The 18,981-nt window shown below is 74.4% G+C and carries 18 protein-coding genes; 11 read left to right on the top strand and 7 right to left on the bottom strand.

The features are described 5' to 3' along the window. The first annotated feature begins 123 nt into the window (after positions 1–123). The 6 genes from ACZ516_RS33155 (at position 124) to ACZ516_RS33130 (ending at position 6,094) form a co-directional block, all read left to right on the top strand. On the top strand, positions 124–1,392 hold the full coding sequence (locus tag ACZ516_RS33155) for an MFS transporter (RefSeq protein ID WP_469013386.1): 1,269 nt from the start codon (positions 124–126) through the stop codon (positions 1,390–1,392). Positions 1,393–1,450: 58 nt separating this feature from the next. Continuing rightward, positions 1,451–3,208: an alpha-glucosidase gene (locus tag ACZ516_RS33150; protein ID WP_469013385.1), complete on the top strand. Its 1,758-nt coding sequence runs from the start codon at positions 1,451–1,453 to the stop codon at positions 3,206–3,208. A gap of 248 nt (positions 3,209–3,456) precedes the next feature. After that, on the top strand, positions 3,457–4,074 hold the full coding sequence (locus ACZ516_RS33145; protein WP_361087604.1) for a TOPRIM nucleotidyl transferase/hydrolase domain-containing protein: 618 nt from the start codon (positions 3,457–3,459) through the stop codon (positions 4,072–4,074). A gap of 272 nt (positions 4,075–4,346) precedes the next feature. Further along, positions 4,347–4,811, top strand: coding sequence for an SPW repeat protein (locus ACZ516_RS33140; RefSeq protein ID WP_358585359.1), 465 nt, complete (start codon positions 4,347–4,349; stop codon positions 4,809–4,811). Between the two features lie 201 nt (positions 4,812–5,012). Continuing rightward, on the top strand, positions 5,013–5,501 hold the full coding sequence (locus ACZ516_RS33135; protein WP_358585357.1) for a DUF5709 domain-containing protein: 489 nt from the start codon (positions 5,013–5,015) through the stop codon (positions 5,499–5,501). 77 nt (positions 5,502–5,578) lie between these two features. After that, complete coding sequence (locus tag ACZ516_RS33130; RefSeq protein WP_361087608.1) at positions 5,579–6,094, top strand: DUF1360 domain-containing protein; 516 nt, start codon at positions 5,579–5,581, stop codon at positions 6,092–6,094. A 61-nt stretch (positions 6,095–6,155) separates the two neighbouring features. Here the strand turns inward: ACZ516_RS33130 and ACZ516_RS33125 are convergent, their stop codons facing one another. Continuing rightward, the gene (locus tag ACZ516_RS33125) at positions 6,156–7,814 is read right to left on the bottom strand and encodes a catalase (RefSeq protein ID WP_358911129.1); all 1,659 of its coding nucleotides are present in this window, start codon (positions 7,812–7,814) and stop codon (positions 6,156–6,158) included. Positions 7,815–7,996: 182 nt separating this feature from the next. Here ACZ516_RS33125 and ACZ516_RS33120 point away from each other — a divergent pair, with 182 nt between their 5' ends. From ACZ516_RS33120 to ACZ516_RS33105, 4 genes are all read left to right on the top strand, one after another. After that, the gene (locus ACZ516_RS33120; RefSeq protein ID WP_469013381.1) at positions 7,997–8,806 is read left to right on the top strand and encodes an SDR family oxidoreductase; all 810 of its coding nucleotides are present in this window, start codon (positions 7,997–7,999) and stop codon (positions 8,804–8,806) included. 181 nt (positions 8,807–8,987) lie between these two features. After that, a complete protein-coding gene (locus ACZ516_RS33115) occupies positions 8,988–9,671 on the top strand; it encodes a nucleotidyltransferase family protein (RefSeq protein WP_467466973.1) in 684 nt (227 codons plus the stop codon). Then, entirely contained in the window at positions 9,668–9,922 is a 255-nt protein-coding gene (locus ACZ516_RS33110) for a hypothetical protein (RefSeq protein ID WP_358585350.1), read from the top strand. Before ACZ516_RS33115 ends, ACZ516_RS33110 begins: the two co-directional genes overlap by 4 nt. Beyond that, positions 9,919–10,683 carry a metallophosphoesterase family protein gene (locus tag ACZ516_RS33105; protein ID WP_469013380.1) on the top strand — a complete coding sequence of 255 codons (765 nt, stop codon included), beginning with the start codon at positions 9,919–9,921 and terminating at the stop codon, positions 10,681–10,683. Before ACZ516_RS33110 ends, ACZ516_RS33105 begins: the two co-directional genes overlap by 4 nt. 17 nt (positions 10,684–10,700) lie before the next feature. Here ACZ516_RS33105 and ACZ516_RS33100 read toward each other — a convergent pair whose 3' ends face one another. From ACZ516_RS33100 to ACZ516_RS33090, 3 genes are read right to left on the bottom strand one after another with little or no spacing between them, the layout of a single operon-like run. Next, a complete protein-coding gene (locus tag ACZ516_RS33100; protein ID WP_469013377.1) occupies positions 10,701–11,708 on the bottom strand; it encodes a glycosyltransferase family 9 protein in 1,008 nt (335 codons plus the stop codon). A 15-nt stretch (positions 11,709–11,723) separates the two neighbouring features. Next, entirely contained in the window at positions 11,724–12,713 is a 990-nt protein-coding gene (locus ACZ516_RS33095; protein ID WP_469013375.1) for an NAD-dependent epimerase/dehydratase family protein, read from the bottom strand. A 46-nt stretch (positions 12,714–12,759) separates the two neighbouring features. Continuing rightward, positions 12,760–13,506 (bottom strand): SDR family oxidoreductase, encoded by a 747-nt coding sequence (locus ACZ516_RS33090; RefSeq protein ID WP_469013373.1) that lies wholly within the window; start codon positions 13,504–13,506, stop codon positions 12,760–12,762. A gap of 570 nt (positions 13,507–14,076) precedes the next feature. Between ACZ516_RS33090 and ACZ516_RS33085 the strand changes: the two genes are divergently transcribed. Beyond that, positions 14,077–15,354: an MFS transporter gene (locus ACZ516_RS33085; RefSeq protein ID WP_469013370.1), complete on the top strand. Its 1,278-nt coding sequence runs from the start codon at positions 14,077–14,079 to the stop codon at positions 15,352–15,354. Between the two features lie 533 nt (positions 15,355–15,887). On the opposite strand, the gene ACZ516_RS33080 is transcribed toward ACZ516_RS33085, so the two are convergent. The 3 genes from ACZ516_RS33080 to ACZ516_RS33070 are packed head-to-tail and all read right to left on the bottom strand — an operon-like array spanning position 15,888 to position 18,942. Continuing rightward, on the bottom strand, positions 15,888–16,913 hold the full coding sequence (locus ACZ516_RS33080; protein WP_469013368.1) for a glycosyltransferase family 9 protein: 1,026 nt from the start codon (positions 16,911–16,913) through the stop codon (positions 15,888–15,890). Beyond that, the gene (gene rfaE2, locus ACZ516_RS33075) at positions 16,910–18,295 is read right to left on the bottom strand and encodes a D-glycero-beta-D-manno-heptose 1-phosphate adenylyltransferase (protein ID WP_469013365.1); all 1,386 of its coding nucleotides are present in this window, start codon (positions 18,293–18,295) and stop codon (positions 16,910–16,912) included. Before rfaE2 ends, ACZ516_RS33080 begins: the two co-directional genes overlap by 4 nt. Beyond that, on the bottom strand, positions 18,292–18,942 hold the full coding sequence (locus ACZ516_RS33070; protein WP_469013363.1) for a D-sedoheptulose-7-phosphate isomerase: 651 nt from the start codon (positions 18,940–18,942) through the stop codon (positions 18,292–18,294). The genes rfaE2 and ACZ516_RS33070 overlap by 4 nt, the downstream gene beginning before the upstream one ends. Positions 18,943–18,981 lie beyond the last annotated feature (39 nt).

The raw sequence follows: 18,981 nt of genomic DNA, 5'->3' as shown, positions 1-18,981 counted from the left end.
CGCACTTACGCGCTCCTCACCCTGGATGGTGGTTGCAACATGCTACCAACCAGGGCTACCGTCACCGCGTCAGTCGTAGTGGCAAGTTGCAACCAGATCCGATCTCTGATGTGAGGAGTGCCGATGCCCGGCCGCCCCGAGGCGCCTCCCTACGTCCTGTCCCGGGGCGTCACCCTGCTGTTCGCCGTGGCCTGTGGCGCCGCGGTGGCCAACGTCTACTTCTCCCAGCCGCTCCTGGTCACCATGGGCCACGACCTCGCCATGAGCCCGGCACTCGTCGGCGCCGTCGTCACGCTCACCCAGGTCGGCTACGGACTCGGGCTCTTCCTCCTCGTACCGCTGGGCGACAAGGCGGGCGACCGCCGGCGGCTCGTCGTGGCCCAGTTGCTGCTCCTGGTGGCGGCGCTGGTCGCGGTGGCCACCGCCCGCACGGCGGCGGTCCTGCTCCTGGGCATGGCCGCGACCGGGCTCCTCGCGGTCGTCACCCAGACGCTCGTCGCCTTCGCCGCCTCCCTGGCGCCCGCCGCCGGGCGCGGGCGCGTCGTCGGGCACGTCACCAGCGGCGTCGTGCTCGGCATCCTGCTCGCCCGCACCGCGTCCGGCGTGCTGGCCGACCTCGCGGGCTGGCGCCGCGTCTACCTCGCGTCGGCGGCCCTCACCGCACTGCTCGCCCTGGTCCTGCGCCGCGTACTGCCACGCCCCGGCGGCCTCGCGCCGACGACCCTGCGCTACGGACAGCTCCTGCGCTCCACGCTCACCCTGTTCGCGCGGGAACGGCTGCTGCGCCTGCGGGCCCTGTTCGGGCTGCTGGTCTTCGCCGCCTTCAGCACCCTGTGGAGCAGCGTCGCGCTGCCGCTCAGCGAGGCCCCGTACTTCATGTCGCACACCGAGATCGGGGCGCTGGGGCTGATCGGTGTCGTCGGCGCCCTGGCCGCGGGCGCCGCGGGCCGCCTGACCGACCGCGGGCTCTCCCGGCGCACCACCGGCGCCGCCCTGGCGCTGCTCACCGCCTCCTGGCTGCCCCTGGCCCTCACCCGCGACTCGCTCTGGGCCCTGTTCCTCGGGGTGGTGCTGCTCGACCTCGCCGTGCAGGCGGTCCACGTCACCAACCAGACCCTGATCTACGCGCTGCACCCGGCCGCGGGCAGTCGGCTGATCGGCGGTTACATGGTCTTCTACTCGATCGGCAGCGCCACCGGCGCGCTCGCCGCGACCTTCCTGTACGCCGTGGCCGGCTGGGGCGCCGTCTGCGCGCTCGGCGCCGCGTTCAGCTTCCTGGGGCTCGCGCTGTGGGCGTGCACGCGTACGTCGGCGGGCGCGCCCCGTGCCGAAACCGCGGCGCCCACGCCTTCGTCGGGCAGGCCCCGGCCGGCGCCGGAACGGCTTCCGTGACCCACGGTGCGCCCCCACACTGGTGGCCCGCCCGCACACGCCCGAGAAGAGGTGCGCCGTGCCCCGACACCCCGCCCACCCCGCCGACTCCTGGTGGAGCGACGCCGTGGTCTACCAGATCTACCCCCGCAGCTTCGCCGACTCGAACGGGGACGGCGTCGGCGATCTGCGCGGGATCACCGAGCGCCTGGACCACCTCGGCGCGCTCGGTGTGGACGTGCTGTGGCTCTCCCCCGTCTACCCCTCCCCGCACGACGACAACGGCTACGACATCAGCGACTACCAGGACATCGACCCGCTCTTCGGCACCCTGGCGGACTTCGACCGGCTGCTCGCCGCCGTGCACGAGCGCGGCATGAAGCTCGTCATGGACCTGGTCGTCAACCACACCTCGGACGAACACCCCTGGTTCACCGCCTCCCGCGACCAGGGCCCCGGCGGGGACCGCCGCGACTGGTACATCTGGCGGCCCGCCCGCGCCGGCATGGAGCCGGGCACCCCGGGCGCCGAGCCCAACAACTGGGGCTCCTTCTTCTCCGGTCCGGCCTGGACGTACGACCCCGTCGGCGGCGAGTACTACCTGCACCTGTTCTCCCGCAAGCAGCCCGACCTCAACTGGGAGAACCCGCGGGTGCGCCGGGCGGTGCACGCCATGATGCGCTGGTGGCTGGACCGGGGCGTCGACGGTTTCCGCATGGACGTCATCAACCTCATCTCCAAGGCGCCCGGACTGCCGGACGGCGTCGTGCCCGAGGGCGCCCGGCACGGCGACGGCAGCCCGCACTACATCTGCGGTCCCCGGGTCCACGAGTACGTGGCCGAGATGCACCGCGAGGTCTTCGCCGGCCGGCCGCGCCCGCCGCTGACCGTCGGCGAGACGCCCGGCGTCACCCTCGAAGAGGCCCGGCTCTTCACCGACCCGGCCCGCCGCGAGCTCGACATGGTCTTCCAGTTCGAGCATGTGGGCCTCGACCACGGACCCGGCGGGAAGTTCGACGTCCGCGAGCCGCGCCTGACCGACCTCAAGGCGAGCCTCGGCCGGTGGCAGAGCGGGCTCGGCGACACCGGCTGGAACAGCCTCTACTGGAACAACCACGACCAGCCCCGTGCCGTCTCCCGCTTCGGCGACGACAGCCCCGCCCACCGCGCGCGCTCCGCCAAGCTCCTCGCCACCGTCCTGCACCTGCACCGCGGCACCCCGTACGTCTACCAGGGCGAGGAACTGGGCATGGCCAACGCGCCGTTCGCCTCGGTCGACGACTTCCGCGACATCGAGTCCCTGAACCACCACCGCGAGCAGAGCGCCCTCGGCGCCGACCCCGAGACGCTGCTGGACGGACTGCGACGGCGCGGCCGGGACAACGCCCGCACCCCGATGCAGTGGGACGCCACCGAGCACGCCGGTTTCACCCGGGGCACCCCGTGGATCGCCGTCAACCCCGACCACGTCCACGTCAACGCCGAGGCGCAGCGCGCCGACCCGGACTCCGTCTTCCACCACTACCGCCGGCTGATCGCCCTGCGGCACACCGAACCCGCCCTGACCCACGGCGACTTCCGCATGCTGCACCCCGACCACGAGCAGCTCTACGCCTTCACCCGCCACCACGCGGCCGGCGGCACCGAGCTGCTGGTCCTCGCCAACTTCGGCGGTTCCGAGCTCACCGTCGACCCGCCCGAGGGCTGGCAGGGCAGCGAGATCCTCCTCACCACACTGCCCACGGCCACCCCGCTCACGGCACCGCACACCCTGCGGCCCTGGGAGGCCCGCGTGCACCGCCGCCGCACCGCAGCAGACGCCGGCGGAACCCCGTAACGCACGAGTCCCGCCCCCCTGACGACGGGGGCGGGACTCGAATCGGAGCGCTGGGCAGGCCTTGCACCTGCATTTCCCCGCAGGAAGCGGGGCGTCTTTCCTTGGACCACCAACGCGCGCTCGGCCACCGGCTTTTCGGCGACCGCTCAAGATCCACTGTAGCCCATGGCGGCCCCGCTCGTCACCTCGCCGGTCGGGCCGCCGAAAATGCCGTGCCCCGGGAGGGGACGCGGTGCAGACTCGGCCCCATGGTGGACATGGGGGCGCTCCGGGACGCGGTCGGCGACTGGGCGGCGGGCGGCCCCGGCGGGCCGGCGGGTGAGGTGGCCGGGCGGCTGGGGGTGCGGACGGCGGTCCTGCTGGAGGGGGCGAGCGATCTGGCGGCCGTCGAGGCGCTCGCCGTACGGCGTGGCCGGGACCTGGCCGCCGAGGGCGTCTGCGTCGTGCCGATGGGCGGGGCGATGAACATCGCGCGCTACGCGGCTCTCCTCGGGCCGCCCGGTCTCGGCCTGCGCCTGGTCGGGCTGTGCGACGAGCGCGAGTGGCCCTTCTACGAACGTGGCCTCGATCGGGCGGGGGCGCCGCGGCAAGGCTTCTTCGTGTGCGTGGCCGACCTGGAGGACGAACTGATCCGCGCGCTGGGCCCCGCTCGCGTGGAGGAGATCATCGGGGCCGAGGGCGACCTGCGCGCCTGGCAGACCTTCGTGCGCCAGCCGGCGCAGCACGGCAGATCCCAGGACGGAATGCTGCGGCGGTTCCTCGGCACGAAGAAGGGCCGCAAGATCCGCTACGGCCGGCTGCTCGTCGAGGCCTTGGAGCCCGCGCGGGTGCCGGGCCCGCTGGACGAGCTGCTCGCGGCCCTTTGAGAGACCCGGAGCCCTGCGAGGGGCCCGGAGCCCGGTGAGAGGCCCGGACCAGTACACCTGCGGCGCATCGGTCATATCGTAATACCTGAGATAGTTTGTCCCTTTTTGCGGAGGGTACCGGCTAGGCAGGAGGCGATCACCGTGTCCGGTTCGCGCGGCCCGTGGGAACCGATCCCGGCCGAGCGCCTCCCGCGAGTCCCGTCCCCGCACCATGAACCACCACCAAGCTGGAGGTGGACGCAATGACAACGTCCCCCAGGACCTCGTCCTCGATGGAAACGCATCCCGACATCGCCGACATCCGCGCCCGCCACGAGATGGCGGAGCGCGCGGCGAGCACCCCCAAAGTGCAGGCCGTCGAGACGATGGCCTTCGTCACCGGCCTCTACTTGGCCGCCTCGCCCTGGATCGCGGGCTTCGACGGCCTGACGCGGCTCGCCGTCACCAACCTCATCGTCGGCATCGCCTACGCCCTGCTGATGAGCGGCGGCTTCGGCCGGGCGTACGAGCGGACCCACAGCATGGCGTGGGCGGCGTGCGCGCTGGGCGCGTGGACGATCGTCGCGCCGTGGGTCGTGGCGGGTGACGTCAGCACCACCAGGTCCGTGGTCAGCAACATCATCACCGGCGCCGTGGCGCTCCTCCTTGGCCTCGCGGCCAGCGCGGCCGCCCGGGCCGGACGCGGGTCGGACGCGGGTCACGCGAGGGCGCGGACCTACCGGGCCGGCCCCGGCTGACCGGTCCGTCGCCGCACCGTGCGCCCTCCGGCACCCGTCGGTGCCGGGGGGCGCGCCGCAGTGCGGGCGAGCGCCCCTCACGGGTGTGGAAGCGCCCGGGTCAGATCGTTTGGAGGAGTGTGTCGCGGGCACTTCGAAAGACCGAAGCGCGACCATCAGTGGGCCAGCGCCACGACCGAGATTCCCAAGCGCGAGGTAGTGATGAGCGACCAGAACATGGCGGACGACGCCTACCAGCCCACGGGCGGCAACGAGGAGCAGGAGGACGCCTCGCCGCTCGACCTTCAGGACGCGCTGGACGAGCGCACCTACGACGACATCCTCGACGAGGGCTACTCGCCGCCGGAGAAGCCGCTCGGCGTCACCAAGACCGGCACCACGGCCGCGGAGCAGCACGAGGGCGAGTCGCTCGACGAGCGGCTGCGCCAAGAGGTGCCCGACACGCAGCCGCCCCTCGGGGACGGCGTCGGCGATCTGCCGGGCGGCGAGGGTGAACCCATGGACCCGGAGGTCGGGGACGACCGCGCGGGCCGTCTCGTGGCCCCGGACGAGGGCGCCCACACGGACACCACCAAGGAGGCCGTGGCCAGGGACGAGGGCATCGACGGCGGTGCGGCCGCGGCCGAGGAGGCCGCCGTGCACGTCGTCCCGGACGAGGACCTGCCGACGGACCCCGAAGACCTGGTCTGAAGGCCGCCCGGCGCCGATCCCCTGCCGAGCCCGCGCACATCCTGCTACCACCGGGAACCCGTTTCCCTGGAGGCCTCATGACGACCGCTGAGAAGCACCTGGGACACGAGGTGGCTCACGCCTACGACGAGGACGGGGCGGTGCCACTGGCCGGGTACGCCGCCTTGATGACGACGTTCGCGGCCGCGACCGGCGCCCTCGTGGCGCTGGGGCGCAGGCGCGGGGCCGTGCTGCCCGAGCGGGTGCCGCCCTGGGACGTGGCGCTCATCGGCGTGGCGACGTTCAAGACGGCACGGCTGCTCACCAAGGGCAAGATCACCGGCTTTCTGCGGGCGCCCTTCGCCCGTCGTGAGCGGGACGCGTCGGCGGGCGAGGTCATGGACGAACCGCGCGGCTCGGGCCTGCGGCTGGCGGTCGGCGACCTGGTGACCTGCCCGTTCTGCGTGTCCGCCTGGACGACCACGGGTCTGCTCGGGGCGTACGTCCTCGCCCCTCGGGGCACCCGGCTGGTCGGCGCGGGCTTCGGCGCCATGGCGCTGGCCGACTGGCTCCAGTACGCCTGGACGTGGACCCAGGAGAACGCCGAGAACTGAGCGGCGCGGGTGTGCGGCGGTGCGCGGCCGAGCCGAGAGCCGGCCGCGCACCGCCGTGTCCTCACCGGGTCACGGTGTGCCGTTCGTTCGGGACGCAGTGCGTCATGGTCAGCCCGCTCACGTCACGCGGCGGGTTCTCCCCGAGGTTGGCGAGCCGCTTGCGGTCCTCCTCGGTCAGCTCCTGGCCCGCCAGCGGCTCCAGGCCCGCCACGTCCTTGGGGCCGACGCCGATGCCCTCGCCGACCTTCAGGCCCAGCTCGTTCTCCACGAGCAGGAAGTGCCACACCATCCGCTCCTGGATCTCGCGGGGGCACTGGGAGAGCAGGTCGACGAAGTTCCGCACGAGGTCGTCGCGCTCCCACTGCTCCATCAGGCAGTAGCGCTGGCCCGCCTGGAGGTAGTCGTTGGTGCGCGGGATGCGCTTGCGGGTGAGCCGGCCGCGGATCTCCGGCCCCTGCTCGTCCTCCGTCGCGTACGGCGCCTCGCGCAGGCCGCCGGTGATGGAGGGTTCGTAGTTGACGATGGGGTTCTCGCCGCCGCCGTCGACGTGGTACGCCATCTGGCCGTCGCGCTGGTTCGTGCGCACGCGGGCGTTCTTGGCCTGGTTGACGGGCAGCTGGAGGTAGTTGGGGCCGACGCGGTAGCGCTGGGTGTCGCTGTAGGAGAAGGTGCGGCCGACGAGCATCTTGTCGTCGGAGAAGTCCAGGCCGTCCACGAGCACGCCGGTGCCGAAGGAGATCTGCTCGTTCTCCGCGAAGTAGTTCTCCGGCATCCGGTCGAGCACCATCTTGCCCACGGCCCGCGGCGGGAAGTCCTGCTCGGGCCAGGTCTTCGTGTCGTCCAGCGGGTCGAAGTCCAGCTCGGGGTGGTCGTGGTCGTCCATCACCTGGACGAGCAGCTCCCACTCGGGGTACTCACCGCGCGCCACCGCCTCGTACAGGTCCTTGGTGGCGTGTCCGAGACCCTCGGCCTGGACGTTCGCCGCGTCCTGTTCGGTCATGCTGCGCACGCCCTGCTTGGGCATCCAGTGGTACTTCACCAGGCGGGACTCCCCCTGCGCGGTGACCCACTTGTAGGTGTTGACGCCGAAGCCCTGCATGTGGCGGTAGTCCGCCGGGATGCCGCGCGGGCTGAAGAGGTTGACGAGCATGTGCATGGACTCGGGGGTCTGCGACATGAAGTCGAAGATCCGCCGGGGTTGCTGCTCGAAGGTCACGGGGTCGGGCTTGAGCGCGTGGATGACGTCGGGGAACTTGATCGCGTCCCGGATGAAGAACACGCCCAGGTTGTTGCCGACCAGGTCCCAGTTGCCGTCCTCGGTGTAGAACTTCACCGCGAAACCGCGCGGGTCGCGGGCCGCCTCGGAGGAGTCGCGGCCGCCGATCACCGTGGAGAAGCGCACGGCGACGTCCGTGCGCCTGCCCGGCTCCTGGAAGAGCTTCGCGCGGGTGAAGCGGTCAATGGGCTCGTCGCCGAACTTCCCGTACGACTCGAAGTAGCCGTACGCGGTCACGCCCCGGGCGTGCACGACACGCTCGGGGATGCGCTCGCGGTCGAAGTGGCTGATCTTCTCCAGGAACTGGTAGTTCTCCAGCGTCGCCGGGCCGCGGGCGCCGACGGTGCGCTGGTTCTGGTTGTCGTGGACCGGATGGCCCTGCCGGTTGGTGAGCGTCTCCCGATCGTCGCCCGAGGCGGGGCCCTTGCTCGATACGTCCGTCACGTTCGTCGACTCCTTCGACCCGTTCGTCCCTTGTTGCCGTGCGTGCGTGGTGCCGTGAGAGTTCCTCTTGCTCCGGTTTATCAAGTTATGCGACTTATGGTCTGTGCGCGCTTCTCACCGGGTACCCGCCCGGGGCGGCGAACAGGCCTGCGAGTGAACCGAGCCACGACTTGGAGGACCCCATGACCGTCCCCACCGCTTCCGCCACCGGGGTGGCCGTCGTCACCGGCGCCGACTCCGGCATCGGCCGGGCCACGGCCGTCCGGCTCGCCGAGGCCGGCCTGGACGTGGGCATCACCTGGCACAGCGACCGGGAAGGCGCCGAGCGGACGGCCGAGGAGGTGAGCGGCCACGGGCGGCGGGCCGCCCTCGCCCACATGGACCTGACCCGGCTGCCCGAGGCGGCGGACGCCGTCGACGACCTCGCCGAGCGGCTCGGCCGCATCGACGTCCTGGTCAACAACGCGGGCACCGGCACCGCGACCCCCTATCTCGACCTGAGCCTGGAGACGGTCCGCGAGGTCATCGACGTCGACCTCGTCGGCCCGTTCCTGTGCGGCCAGCGCGCCGCGCGCCGCATGATCGCGCAGGGCGGGGGCGGCCGCATCGTCAACGTCACCTCGGTGCACGAGCACCAGCCGCGCGTGGGCGCGGCCCCCTACTGCGCCGCCAAGGGCGGGCTCGGCCTGCTCACCCAGGTGATGGCCCTGGAACTCGCGGAGCACGGCATCACCGTGAACGCCGTCGCGCCCGGCGAGATCGCCACCCCCATGACCGGGCAGGAGGACACCGACGTACACGACGAGCGCCGCCCCGGCATCCCCCTCGGCCGGCCCGGCGACGCCCGGGAGATCGCCGCCGTCATCGCCTTCCTCGCCGGACCCGACGCCTCGTACGTGACCGGCGCGTCCTGGGTGGCGGACGGCGGCATGGTGCGGATGGGCCCCCAGGCGGGCTCGCACCTGCGCGGCGACGAGTGGCGGCGCCCCTGAGCGGTGCCGCGCGAAGAGGTGACGCCCCGCGCCCTGCGGTATAAGGGAAATCCGAGTACAGCAACTGGCCCGTGTCGAACCCGGCGGTCCGGGTACCGGAGCTGCCTGGAGCAGGGATCGTCGGAGACCGCCGGCCGGCACACGCAGTGCGGCGGCCGGCGTCCCGGAAACGGAGCAGCAGGTGACGCCGAACGCAGAAGACACCACTCCCGAGGCGCGAAAGCCGCTCACGGAACTGCCCCCGACGGGCTGGGCCGGGGGGTCCGCACATCACGAGGTGCCCGCGGAGGAGCTTCCGCCCGACCTCAACCAGGCCATCCTGGAGGCGACCAAGCAGGTCGGGGCCATCCTCAAGCGGAACGACCACGACTTCGCCCTCGCCGGCAGCGTCGCCGTGTACGCCCACGGCGGCACCGGCAACCTCCAGCACGACGCCGACTTCTGCATCCGGCCCGAGGACGCCCCGGCAGTCGCGGCCACGCTGGAGGAGGCCGGGCTGCCGGTGTTCGCGCCGCCCGAGGACTGGCTGCTGAAGGCCAAGTGCCTCGGCCAGGACATCGACCTCATCTTCGAGCTGGCCGCGCAGCCGGTCACCACGGAGCTGCTGCGCCGCGCCACCCCGCTGCCGGTGGACTCGGTGCAGATGCCGGTGCTGGCGCCGACCGACCTGATGCGGTCGCTGCTCGCCGCCTTCTCCGCGCACCACTGCGACTTCGGCGCCGTGCTGCCGATCGCCCGGCAGCTGCGCGAGCGGGTCGACTGGGAGGCGGTGCGCGAGGAGTACGGGCACGCGCCGATGCCGGCGGCCTTCCTCTTCCTGCTGGAACGCCTGGAAGTCATCGCACCGCGAGGAGCAGACCGATGAACGACCACGCCAACGTCGAATATCGCATCGCCCATCTCAAGGAGCGGCTGGCCGCCGAGGAGCTGGGCGAACTGGGCATCCGCGTCGAGTCCCGCGGCTCGTCCGTGGCCGTCGTCGGGACGGTGCCCTCCGCGCACTGCCGTGAGGAGCTGCTGCGCACCGTGCACGAGGAACTGGCCGGGCAGACGGTCCACTTCGACGTCGTGGTGGCCGGTGCCGCCGCCCCCGACCACCCGGAGGAACTGGCATGATCCGCATCGCCGCCGTGGGCGACATCCACATGGGCCTGGACAGCAAGGGCCTGCTCCGCCCCGCCTTCGAGACCCTGCACGAGTGCGCCGACCTGCTGCTGCTCGCCGGGGACCTCACCCGCCACGGCACCGTGGCGGAGGCCGAGGTCGTCGCCGACGAGGTGTCCGGGCTGCCGGTGCCGGTCGTGGCCGTGCTCGGCAACCACGACCACCACGACGAGCGGCCCGAGGAGGTCACCGCCGTCCTGCGCGAGGCCGGCGTCCAGGTGCTCGAAGGGCAGGGCACGGTCGTCGAGGTCGACGGGGCCAAGATCGGGGTCGCGGGCACCAAGGGGTTCGGCGGTGGTTTCGTCGGGCGCAGTGGGAGCGAGTTCGGCGAGCCGCTGATGAAGGAGTTCATCCGCTACACCCGCCGCTGCGCGGAGGGCCTGCGGACCTCGCTGGAGGAGCTGGCCGCGCAGGGCTGCGACACGCGGGTGGCGCTCACCCACTTCGCGCCCGTGCCGGACACCCTCGCCGGGGAGCCGCTGGAGATCTATCCGTTCCTCGGCAGCTATCTGCTGGCGGAGGCGATGGACGCGGCGGGCGCCGACCTCGCCGTCCACGGCCACGCGCACGCCGGCACCGAGCACGGCATGACCAGCGGCGGCGTGCCGGTGCGCAACGTCGCCCAGCCCGTCATCCGCAAGGCGTTCAACGTGTACCACCTGTCGGGCAGCCACCCGGCCCCGGCGGAGACGGCCGCCCGCGGCAGCCGGTAGCCGCGGGCCCGGGCGGGTCAGCCGCTGCTCTTGAGCAGTTTCTGCACGCCGCGCAGCACGTCCTGGGCGGTGACCTCGCCCAGGCAGGGGTGGCCGGGCACCGGGCAGTGGCGGGCGCGGGTGCCCGCGCACGGGCTGTCGTGGTCCCCGAGGAGCACGGCGTCCACCCCGTAGGGGCCCCGGCGCTCCGCCGGGACGACCGGGGCGAACGGGGAGACGACCGGGGTGCCGGTGGCGGCGGCGAGGTGGGCCGGTCCGGTGTTGCCCGCGACGACGACGTCGGCGGCGCGCAGCACACCGGCCAGGGTCCGCAGGTCGGTGCGCCCGCCGAGGTCCACGGCCGCGTCGCCGCTCACCCGGCGCGTCAGGTCGGCCTCGCCGGGTCCGCCGGTGACGACGACACGGTGGCCCGCGTCGGCGAGCAGGGCGACCGCCTCGGCCGCGCGGCCGGCGTCCCAGGTGCGCGCGGGGGTGCCCGCGCCGGGGTGCAGGACGACGTAGGGGCCGTTGCCGGTGAGGCCGGCCGTGTCGGGGGTGGGCAGGACGCGCAGCCGCCCGTCGTCCCCGGCGCGGGGCGGGAAGCCGAGGGCGGCGGCCGCGTCGAGCGCGGCCTCGGCGTCGTGCCTGCCGGGCAGCCGCCGGTGGGGTACGTCGATGAGGGTGCCGGAGTCGTCGGCGCTGTCGGCGCCGATATGACGTACGTACGCCATGCGCAGCAGGAGCGCGGCGGGCAGCGGGCTGTGTCCGTACGGGGTGCAGACGAGCGCGACGTCGTACGCCGTGTCCCGCAGCCGCCGCAGGAAACCCTCGACGTCCGCCTCGTCCACCGTGGGCGGCCGGGGTCCCACCCACGGCGCCTCCCACACCAGGACGTCGTCGACGTCGGGCAGCAGCCGGGCGGCGGCCTCGCCGCGCGGACCGCACAGCAGCGTCACGCGGTGGGCCCGGGTGGCGACGGCGCGGACGGCGGGCCCGGCAAGCAGCACGCCCGACATGCCGTCCAGGCAGACGACGAGCGCCTTCACGCGGCCCTCCCCCGGTCACCAGGAGCACGCAAGGTGTCCACCTCCCCCGGCGTTCGGCGGGGTGGGGGGCCTGCTGCGCGCAGGGCGGTCGAGGAAGTCGGCGACGGTGCGTTTGAGCCCGTCGTCCAGCAGGACCCTCGGCGTCCAGCCGAAGATCTCGTGGGCGAAGCCGGTCGCGGGCAGGGGCGGTCCCGGCTCGTCGGTGCGTGTGCCGGTGAACTCCAGGCGGGCGTGCGAACCGGTCAGGGCGATCACCCGGCGGGCGATCCCGGCGACGGTCTCCGTGGGCTCGGCGCCGATGTCGACCGGCCGCACCGAGCGGCTCGCGGCCACCAGGAGCACCCCGTCGACCGTGTCGTCCACGTAGCACAGGGAGGGCCTTCGGTCGCCGTCGCCGGGGACGGTCACTGATGTGCCGCTCAGCGCCTGCCGGATGAGGGTGGGGATCAAGGGGCCGTCCTCGGGCTCCATGCGGGGGCCGTACGCGGGAAAGAGCCGCACGATTCCCGCGTCGGCGTCCTTGGCGGTGACGAACGCGGTGGTCAGCGTCTCCGAGGAACGCCGTGCCGCGTCGTGCGCGCGGTGGGCGCCCGCCTCGCAGGTGGAGACGAGCAGGAACCGCGCGCCGTCCCGGGCGGCGACGGCCAGGGCGTTGCGGGTGCCGGGGCTGTGTCCGTCGGGTGTCGCGGGCGGGTGCGCGGCGCGGGCGGCGGACGCGGCGGGGCAGGCCAGGTGCAGGACGAGGTCGTACGGCCCGGCGAGGGCCGCACGGCAGTCGGGCCGCTCGATGTCCTGGCGCACGTAGCGGAAGCGGGGGGCGGCGGCCAGGTGCGCGACGCCGAGGGCCGCTTCCGCCGGTACGCCGTCCACGCACGTGACCTCGACGCCCGCGCCGAGCAGGCGCTCGCACAGGTGCGAGCCGAGGAATCCGGCGCCCGCGGTCACCAGCGCCCTCTCCCACGGGGGCGGGGCCGCCGGTGTCATGGAGAACATCGTCGGCGTCATGGGACGACCTTCCTTCCGCCGGTGAGACGTGCGGGGGCCCGGTGCCTCACGGCCAGGACGGCTCCCTGCGCGGCACGACGACCAGCTCGGAGACGGCGCTGCCCGCGGGGACCGACAGCGCGTACAGCAGCGTGTCGGCCACGATGTCCGGGCTCTGCAGCATGGACACGTCGGTGTCCGGGAAGCGCTCCATGATGAACGGGGTCTCCATGCCGCCTGCGATGATCCCCGTGACGCCGATCCCCACGCAGTCGCGCTGGGCCTCCTTGAACAGCGTGTGGGTGAACGCCCGCAGGCCCGATTTGCCCGCGGCGTACGGGCCGGCCTCGGTCCAGGTGCGGTTGGCGGCGGTGGACAGGATGTTCACGATGTGGCCGCCGCCGCGGGCGACCATGCGCCGGTAGGTCTCCAGGCACAGGTACATCGGGCCGAGGAGGTTGGTCTCGACCACCCGGGTCACCTCGGAGGCGGTGAGGTGCTCGATCGGCTTGGAGACGTCCACGGCGGCGTTGTTGACCAGGATGTCGACCGCCTCCCCCGCCGCCTCCAGGTCCCGGAAGACGGCGGCGACCGCGGCGGCGTCCCGTACGTCCAGCTCCACGAAGCGGGCGTCGCCGCCCTCGCGGACCAGCTCCTCGCAGAGCTGCTGGGCGAGGTCCTTGCGGACGTCGGCGGCGAGCACCCTCGCCCCCGCCCCCGCCAGCTTCCGCGCGATCGAGGCGCCCAGACCGCGCGCCGCGCCGGTCACCAGCGCCTGCTTGCCGTGGAGGTCGACCTGCGCCGCGCCGCCCATGCCCGTGCCTTTCCTCGTACCGGTTGCCGCGGCCCGCGCTCGGCGGCCGCTCCGCCTCCCACTGTGACGCGGCGCGCACGCTCCGGCACCTCGGGGCGGCCGCCCGCGTGCCGCCTGCCGCTGTGGCCCCCGTCACCGACGCCGGTGCGCCGGCCCCTGCCGGGGGCCGTGTGAGCAAGCACACCAGAAGCGCGAACGGGCCCTGGTCGCCGGGGACTTGATGACGTTCGACGGGGCGTCCGGTGGTGCTGCGCCGGACCGTCCTAGAGCCGTCTGCCACCATGGTCGACGCCGTACTCCGGAACGTCCGCCCGCTCGGCGCGGCCCAGGAGACGCCCTTCCGGCGACACGGCGCCCCCCCAGATCCGGTGGAGTGACCGCGCAGTGCTGCCGGTGCCCCGCAGCTCCCGCCGGTCCGCCGCCCCGCCCGAGCCCTTCGGGCCGCCTCCGAGTCCCGAGTCCCGAATACCTGTGCCTTCCTCCCTCGCCTCTCCTGCCTCCGCCGCGCCCGCCCCCGTCCCGCCCGCCGACGGCTCACGGTCCCCGTGGCGGTCCCTGAAGTACCGCAGCATGCGCTGGTGGTCCCTCGCCAACTTCGTGTCCAACGCCGGTACGTGGATGCAGCTGACCGTGCAGAACCTGCTGGTCCTGCAGATCACCGGGTCCGCCGCCGCCACCGGCCTGTCCATGTCCGTGCAGGCCGCGCCCGCGCTGCTCATGAGCGTGGCGGGCGGCGCCGCCGTCGACCGCTGGCCCCGCAAGGTGACCGCCGCCGTCAGCCAGACCCTGCTCGGCGCCATCGCCTTCACGACGGCCGTCCTCGTGGCGTGCGGGCGGCTCGACCTGACCGTGCTGCTGGTCCTGGCCGGCCTCACCGGCGTCGTCGCCACGGTCGACGGTCCCGCGTGCGCCCTGCTCGGCAACGACCTCGTGCCGCCGCGGGACGTGCCCTCCGCCATCGGTGTGGGCTCGCTCGTGCACAGCGCGGGCCGCCTCGCCGGTGCCGCGCTCGGCGGTGTCACGGTCGCCTTCCTCGGCACGGCGGCCGCCTACGCCGCCAACGGCGTGTCCTTCCTCTTCGTCGCCTCCGTCATCCCTTTCCTGCGTCCCGCGTACGCGCCGCGCGACCCCGGGCACGAAGACCCCGGGCCCGGGCCCGAGTCCGAGTCCTCCGAGTCCGAGTCCGACGGGCAGGACATGACCGTGCGTCAAGGTCTCGTCTTCTTCCTGCGGCGGCCCCGGCTGGTGGCCCTAGCGGGCATCACCGGCGTCAGCGCCGTCTTCGGGCGCAACTACACGCTGACCCTGGCCGTGCTCGTCACCGGGCCGCTCGCCGGGGGCGCCGGGTCGTTCGGCACGGTCTCGACCGTCCTCGCCGTCGGGGGCATCGTCGGCGCCGTCCTCGGGGCCCGGCTGCGCCGGCCGTCGGTGCGGCTGGTGGGCCTGCTGGCCGCGGCGGGCGCGCTGCTCCAGGTGGTGGCGGGCCTGTCGCCCTCCTTCGCGGTGCTGCTCGTCCTGGTGCTGCCCATGGCGGTCGTGGAGACCGTCTCCGACACCGCGGGCACGACGATCCTCCAGACCGACCCGCCGGCGCGGCTGCGGGGCCGGGTGCTCGGCGTGTGGGGCAGCGTCAGCACGGCCTGGGGCCTCGCGGGCCCGCCCGCGCTCGGCCTCCTCATGGAACTGGCGGGCCCGCGGGGCGCGCTGGTCTCCGGGGGCCTGATCATCGCCGGTTCCATCGGCGCGGGCTTCCTCCTCCGCGAACGCGAAAACGTCCCGGTGCCCGTGCCGGTACTCCTCCGCAGCGACGACCCCGCAGCCCGCCCGACACTGCGCGCGGCAGCGTAACGCCGCCTTACGCCCCCGCCCGTCTCGCCCTCACATGCGGCCCGGCTTCTGGTTGCGCGCGCAGTTCCCCGCGCCCCTGACGGGGCGCACTGCCACCCCCCAAGGGGCGCGGGGAACTGCGCGACCAGCCGACGACGACCCGCAGCGACCAACCCCGCGTCTGCCCCCGGACGTCTCGCCCGCGAGTGCGACCCGGCTTCTGGTTGCGCGCGCAGTTCCCCGCGCCCCTGACGGGGCGCACCTCGATGCCCCAAGGGGCGCGCACACTTCCGCACGCCCCTGACAGGGCGCACTGCCACCCCCCAAGGGGCGCGGGGAACTGCGCGACCAGCCCCACGACAACCCGCAGCGACCAACCCCTCGTCTGCCCCCGGACGTCTCGCCCGCGAGTGCGACCCGGCTTCTGGTTGCGCGCGCAGTTCCTCGCGCCCCTGACGGGGCGCGCCCATGCGCCGGCACGCAAAAGCACCCCGCAAGGGGCGCCCACGACGGGGCGCAAGAAGGTGACGCACGCCAGGCCCCGCGAAGGGGCCCTACCGCCAACGCGCAGGCACCGCTTCCCGCGGTGAGCCCGTCGGCAGGGCCCGTACCGCCCGCAGCACCTCCTCCGGAGTGATCCGCAGCAACCGCTCATCCGGGCGGAGCCCATGCGCGTCGCCCGGGCGGGCGGCCCCGTCACCGTCGGGGTGCCACAGCGCGCGATGCCGGGGACCGGGCGGCGGCCCCCAGAGCCGGGGGGCGACGGGCCCGAACAGCACCACCGAGGGCGTACCCAGCGCCGTCGCCAGATGGGCGAGGCCCGTGTCCCCGACGATGACGCACCGCGCGTGGGCCACGAGCGCCGTGAGCCGGTCGAAGGGCACGTCCTCCGCGCCGCCCAGCACGGCCCCCGGGGCGAGGCCCGCCTCCTCGGCCACCCGCCGCGCGGTGACCTCCTCCCCCGCCCCCGCGGTCACGACGACCTCGTGGCCCTCCCCCCGCAGCCGCCGCGCCACGGCCGCGAACCGCTCCGGCGGCCACCGGCGGGCCCCGGCGTCGGCGCCGGGGTGCACGACGACCGCGCCGGGCGCCGGGGAGGGCGTCGCCGGCCCGGGGATGCGCAGGTCGTCCGGATCGGCGTGGACGCCGTACCAGGTCAGGAGCCGGCACCACCGCTCCCGTTCGTGCTCGGCGTCGCGCCAGGCGGGACCCTCGATGTCGGGGGTCCCGGGATGCGCGTACGCCAGGAGCCGCCGGGGTCGCAGCCGTTGGAGCAGGAGATGGCTCGGCGGGCCGTTGCCGTGCAGGTCCACGGCGAGGTCGGGCGGCGGCCCCGTCCAGGGGAGCACGGCGGGCACCCGGCGGCCGGGCGCCGAGGCGGGCAGCAACCGGTCCACCAGGCCGGTCGCGGCCGCGGCGGGGGCCAGGCGTTCGGGCGCGGCCAGCACGATCTCGTGGTCCGGCAGCCACCGCCGCAGGGCGCGCAGCGCGGGTACGGCGGTCAGCAGGTCGCCGAGCCCGAGCGCCCGCAGCACCAGCGCGCGCGGCCGGTGCGGGGTGCCGTCCGGCGGCCCGCTCACGTCGGTGTCCCGGCGGCCGCGGCCCGCCGGGTCAGCAGCGTGGTGGAGCGGCCGTCGAGGTAGGGCAGGACGACGGCCTGCCCGCCCCAGGCCCGCAGCGCCCGCGCCTCGGGCAGGTCCTGGACGGAGTAGTCGCCGCCCTTGACCCAGACGTCGGGCCGCAGCCTGTTCAGGAGTTCCTGCGGGGTGTCCTCCTCGAAGACGGCGACGGCGTCGACGCTGGCGAGCGCCCGCAGGACGCGGACGCGGTCCGCCTCCTGGTTGAGGGGGCGGCCGGGGCCCTTGCGGCGGGCCAGTGACGCGTCGGAGTTGAGGCACACGATCAGGCAGTCGCCGATGGCCCGGGCGCTGTCGAGGAGGCCGACGTGCCCGGCGTGCAGCAGGTCGAAGCAGCCACCGGTCGCGACCACCGTGCCGCCGCGCGCGCGGACCCGCTCGGCGAGCTCGAACGCGTCGGTGGCCGGTGTCTCCTCGGCGCCGGCGGCGGGCGTGACGCGCCACAGGCCGGGGTTGGTGGCGCCGCCCGCCGAGACGAACGCGGCGGCTTCGGCCACCGCCCGCTGGAGGGCCTCCTCGGGGAGCGCGCCGTCCGCGAGCGCCGCGGCCGTGGTGGCGGCGAAGCAGTCCCCCGCGCCGCAGGGGTCACCGCCCGCGCGGAACGGCGGGGGGACGAGCATCGGCGTGCCGGAGCCGGGCCTGGTCAGCAGGACACCGCGCTCGCCGAGGGTCACGGCGACGCCGCTCACCCGCCAGCGGTCGGCGAGTTCGGTGCCCCGTTCCGCATACGCGCGCAGGCTCTCGCCGCCGTCGGGGCACAGGGCGCGGGTCTCGGCCGCGTTCGGGGTGACCAGCCGGGCGCCCGGCACGGGGGTGTCGCCCTTGGGGTGCGGGTCCCACACGAGCGGGGTGCGCGGGGTGACGGCCGCGAGGTGGTCGCGTACGGCGCTGGCGGTGTGCCGTCCGTAGTCGGCGACGAGGACGGCGTGGGCCTGGGCCAGCGCGTCGCGCACCGCCGCGTCGGGTTCGCCCGGTGTGCCGCCGCCCCGGTCGATGCGCACGAGGGGGCGGCCGGCGGCCAGGACGCGGGTCTTGACCGGCAGGGTGCCGTTCAGCGGCAGCTCCACCAGCCGTACGCGGCCCGTCAGTTCGCGGCGGACGGCTTCGCTCGCGGGGTCGTCGCCGAGCGCGGTCACGAGGATCACTTCGCGGCCGCCGCGGGCCGCGAGCGCCGCGGCGAGGCCGGCGCCGCCGGGGTGGCGCCGGTCGACGGTGACGTCGACGACCGGGGCGGGCGCGTCGGGGGCGAGCCGGGTGGCGACTCCTTCGATGTCCTCGTCGAGCAGCACGTCCCCGACGACGACGAGCGGCTTCGGCCCGCTCACGGCGTGCTCCCGTGGACGGGGACCGCGGCGGGCGCGGCCCGGCCGACGGCGGCGGCGACGGGTGGTGCGGCGAGGGCCGCGTCGAAGGCCTCGCAGAGCAGGTGGACGGCGACCAGGTGGGCCTCCTGGACGGTGGCCGTGGTGTCGCCGTCGATGTACAGCGGCTCGTCGGCGGCCTCGCCGAGCGGGTTGGGGCCCGGCCCGGTGAGGGACCAGACGCGCAGGCCCGCGGCGCGGCCCGCGACCGCCGCGGTGATCAGGTTGGCGCTGCGGCCGGAGGTGGACAGCAGGAGGAGGATGTCGCCGGGCCTGCCGTGGGCGGTGACCTGGCGGGCGTACACGTGGTCGAAGCCGTAGTCGTTGCCGATGGCGGTCATGCTGGAGGTCTCCGCGTGCAGGGAGATCGCCGAGTACGCCGGCCGCTCGTGCCGGTAGCGGCCCACCAGTTCGGCGGTCAGGTGCTGCGCCTGGGCGGCGCTGCCGCCGTTGCCGGCGGCGAGGAGCCGGTTTCCGGAGGGCAGCGCGGCGGCGAGCCGCCCGCCCCACTCCGTGAGCCGGCCGAGGCTGTCCCGGCGCAACCGCCGAAGCGCCTGCTCCAGCGACCGGCAGTGCAGATGCGCGGCGTCGAGTGCGGGGGTTTCGTTCATGCTGCTCGGGCGCGCCGCGCCGAGGGGCGGCGGGCCCTG

The organism is Streptomyces sp. NPDC034037 (genome assembly GCF_055575715.1).
This window is presented reverse-complemented; position numbering and strand designations above follow the sequence as displayed.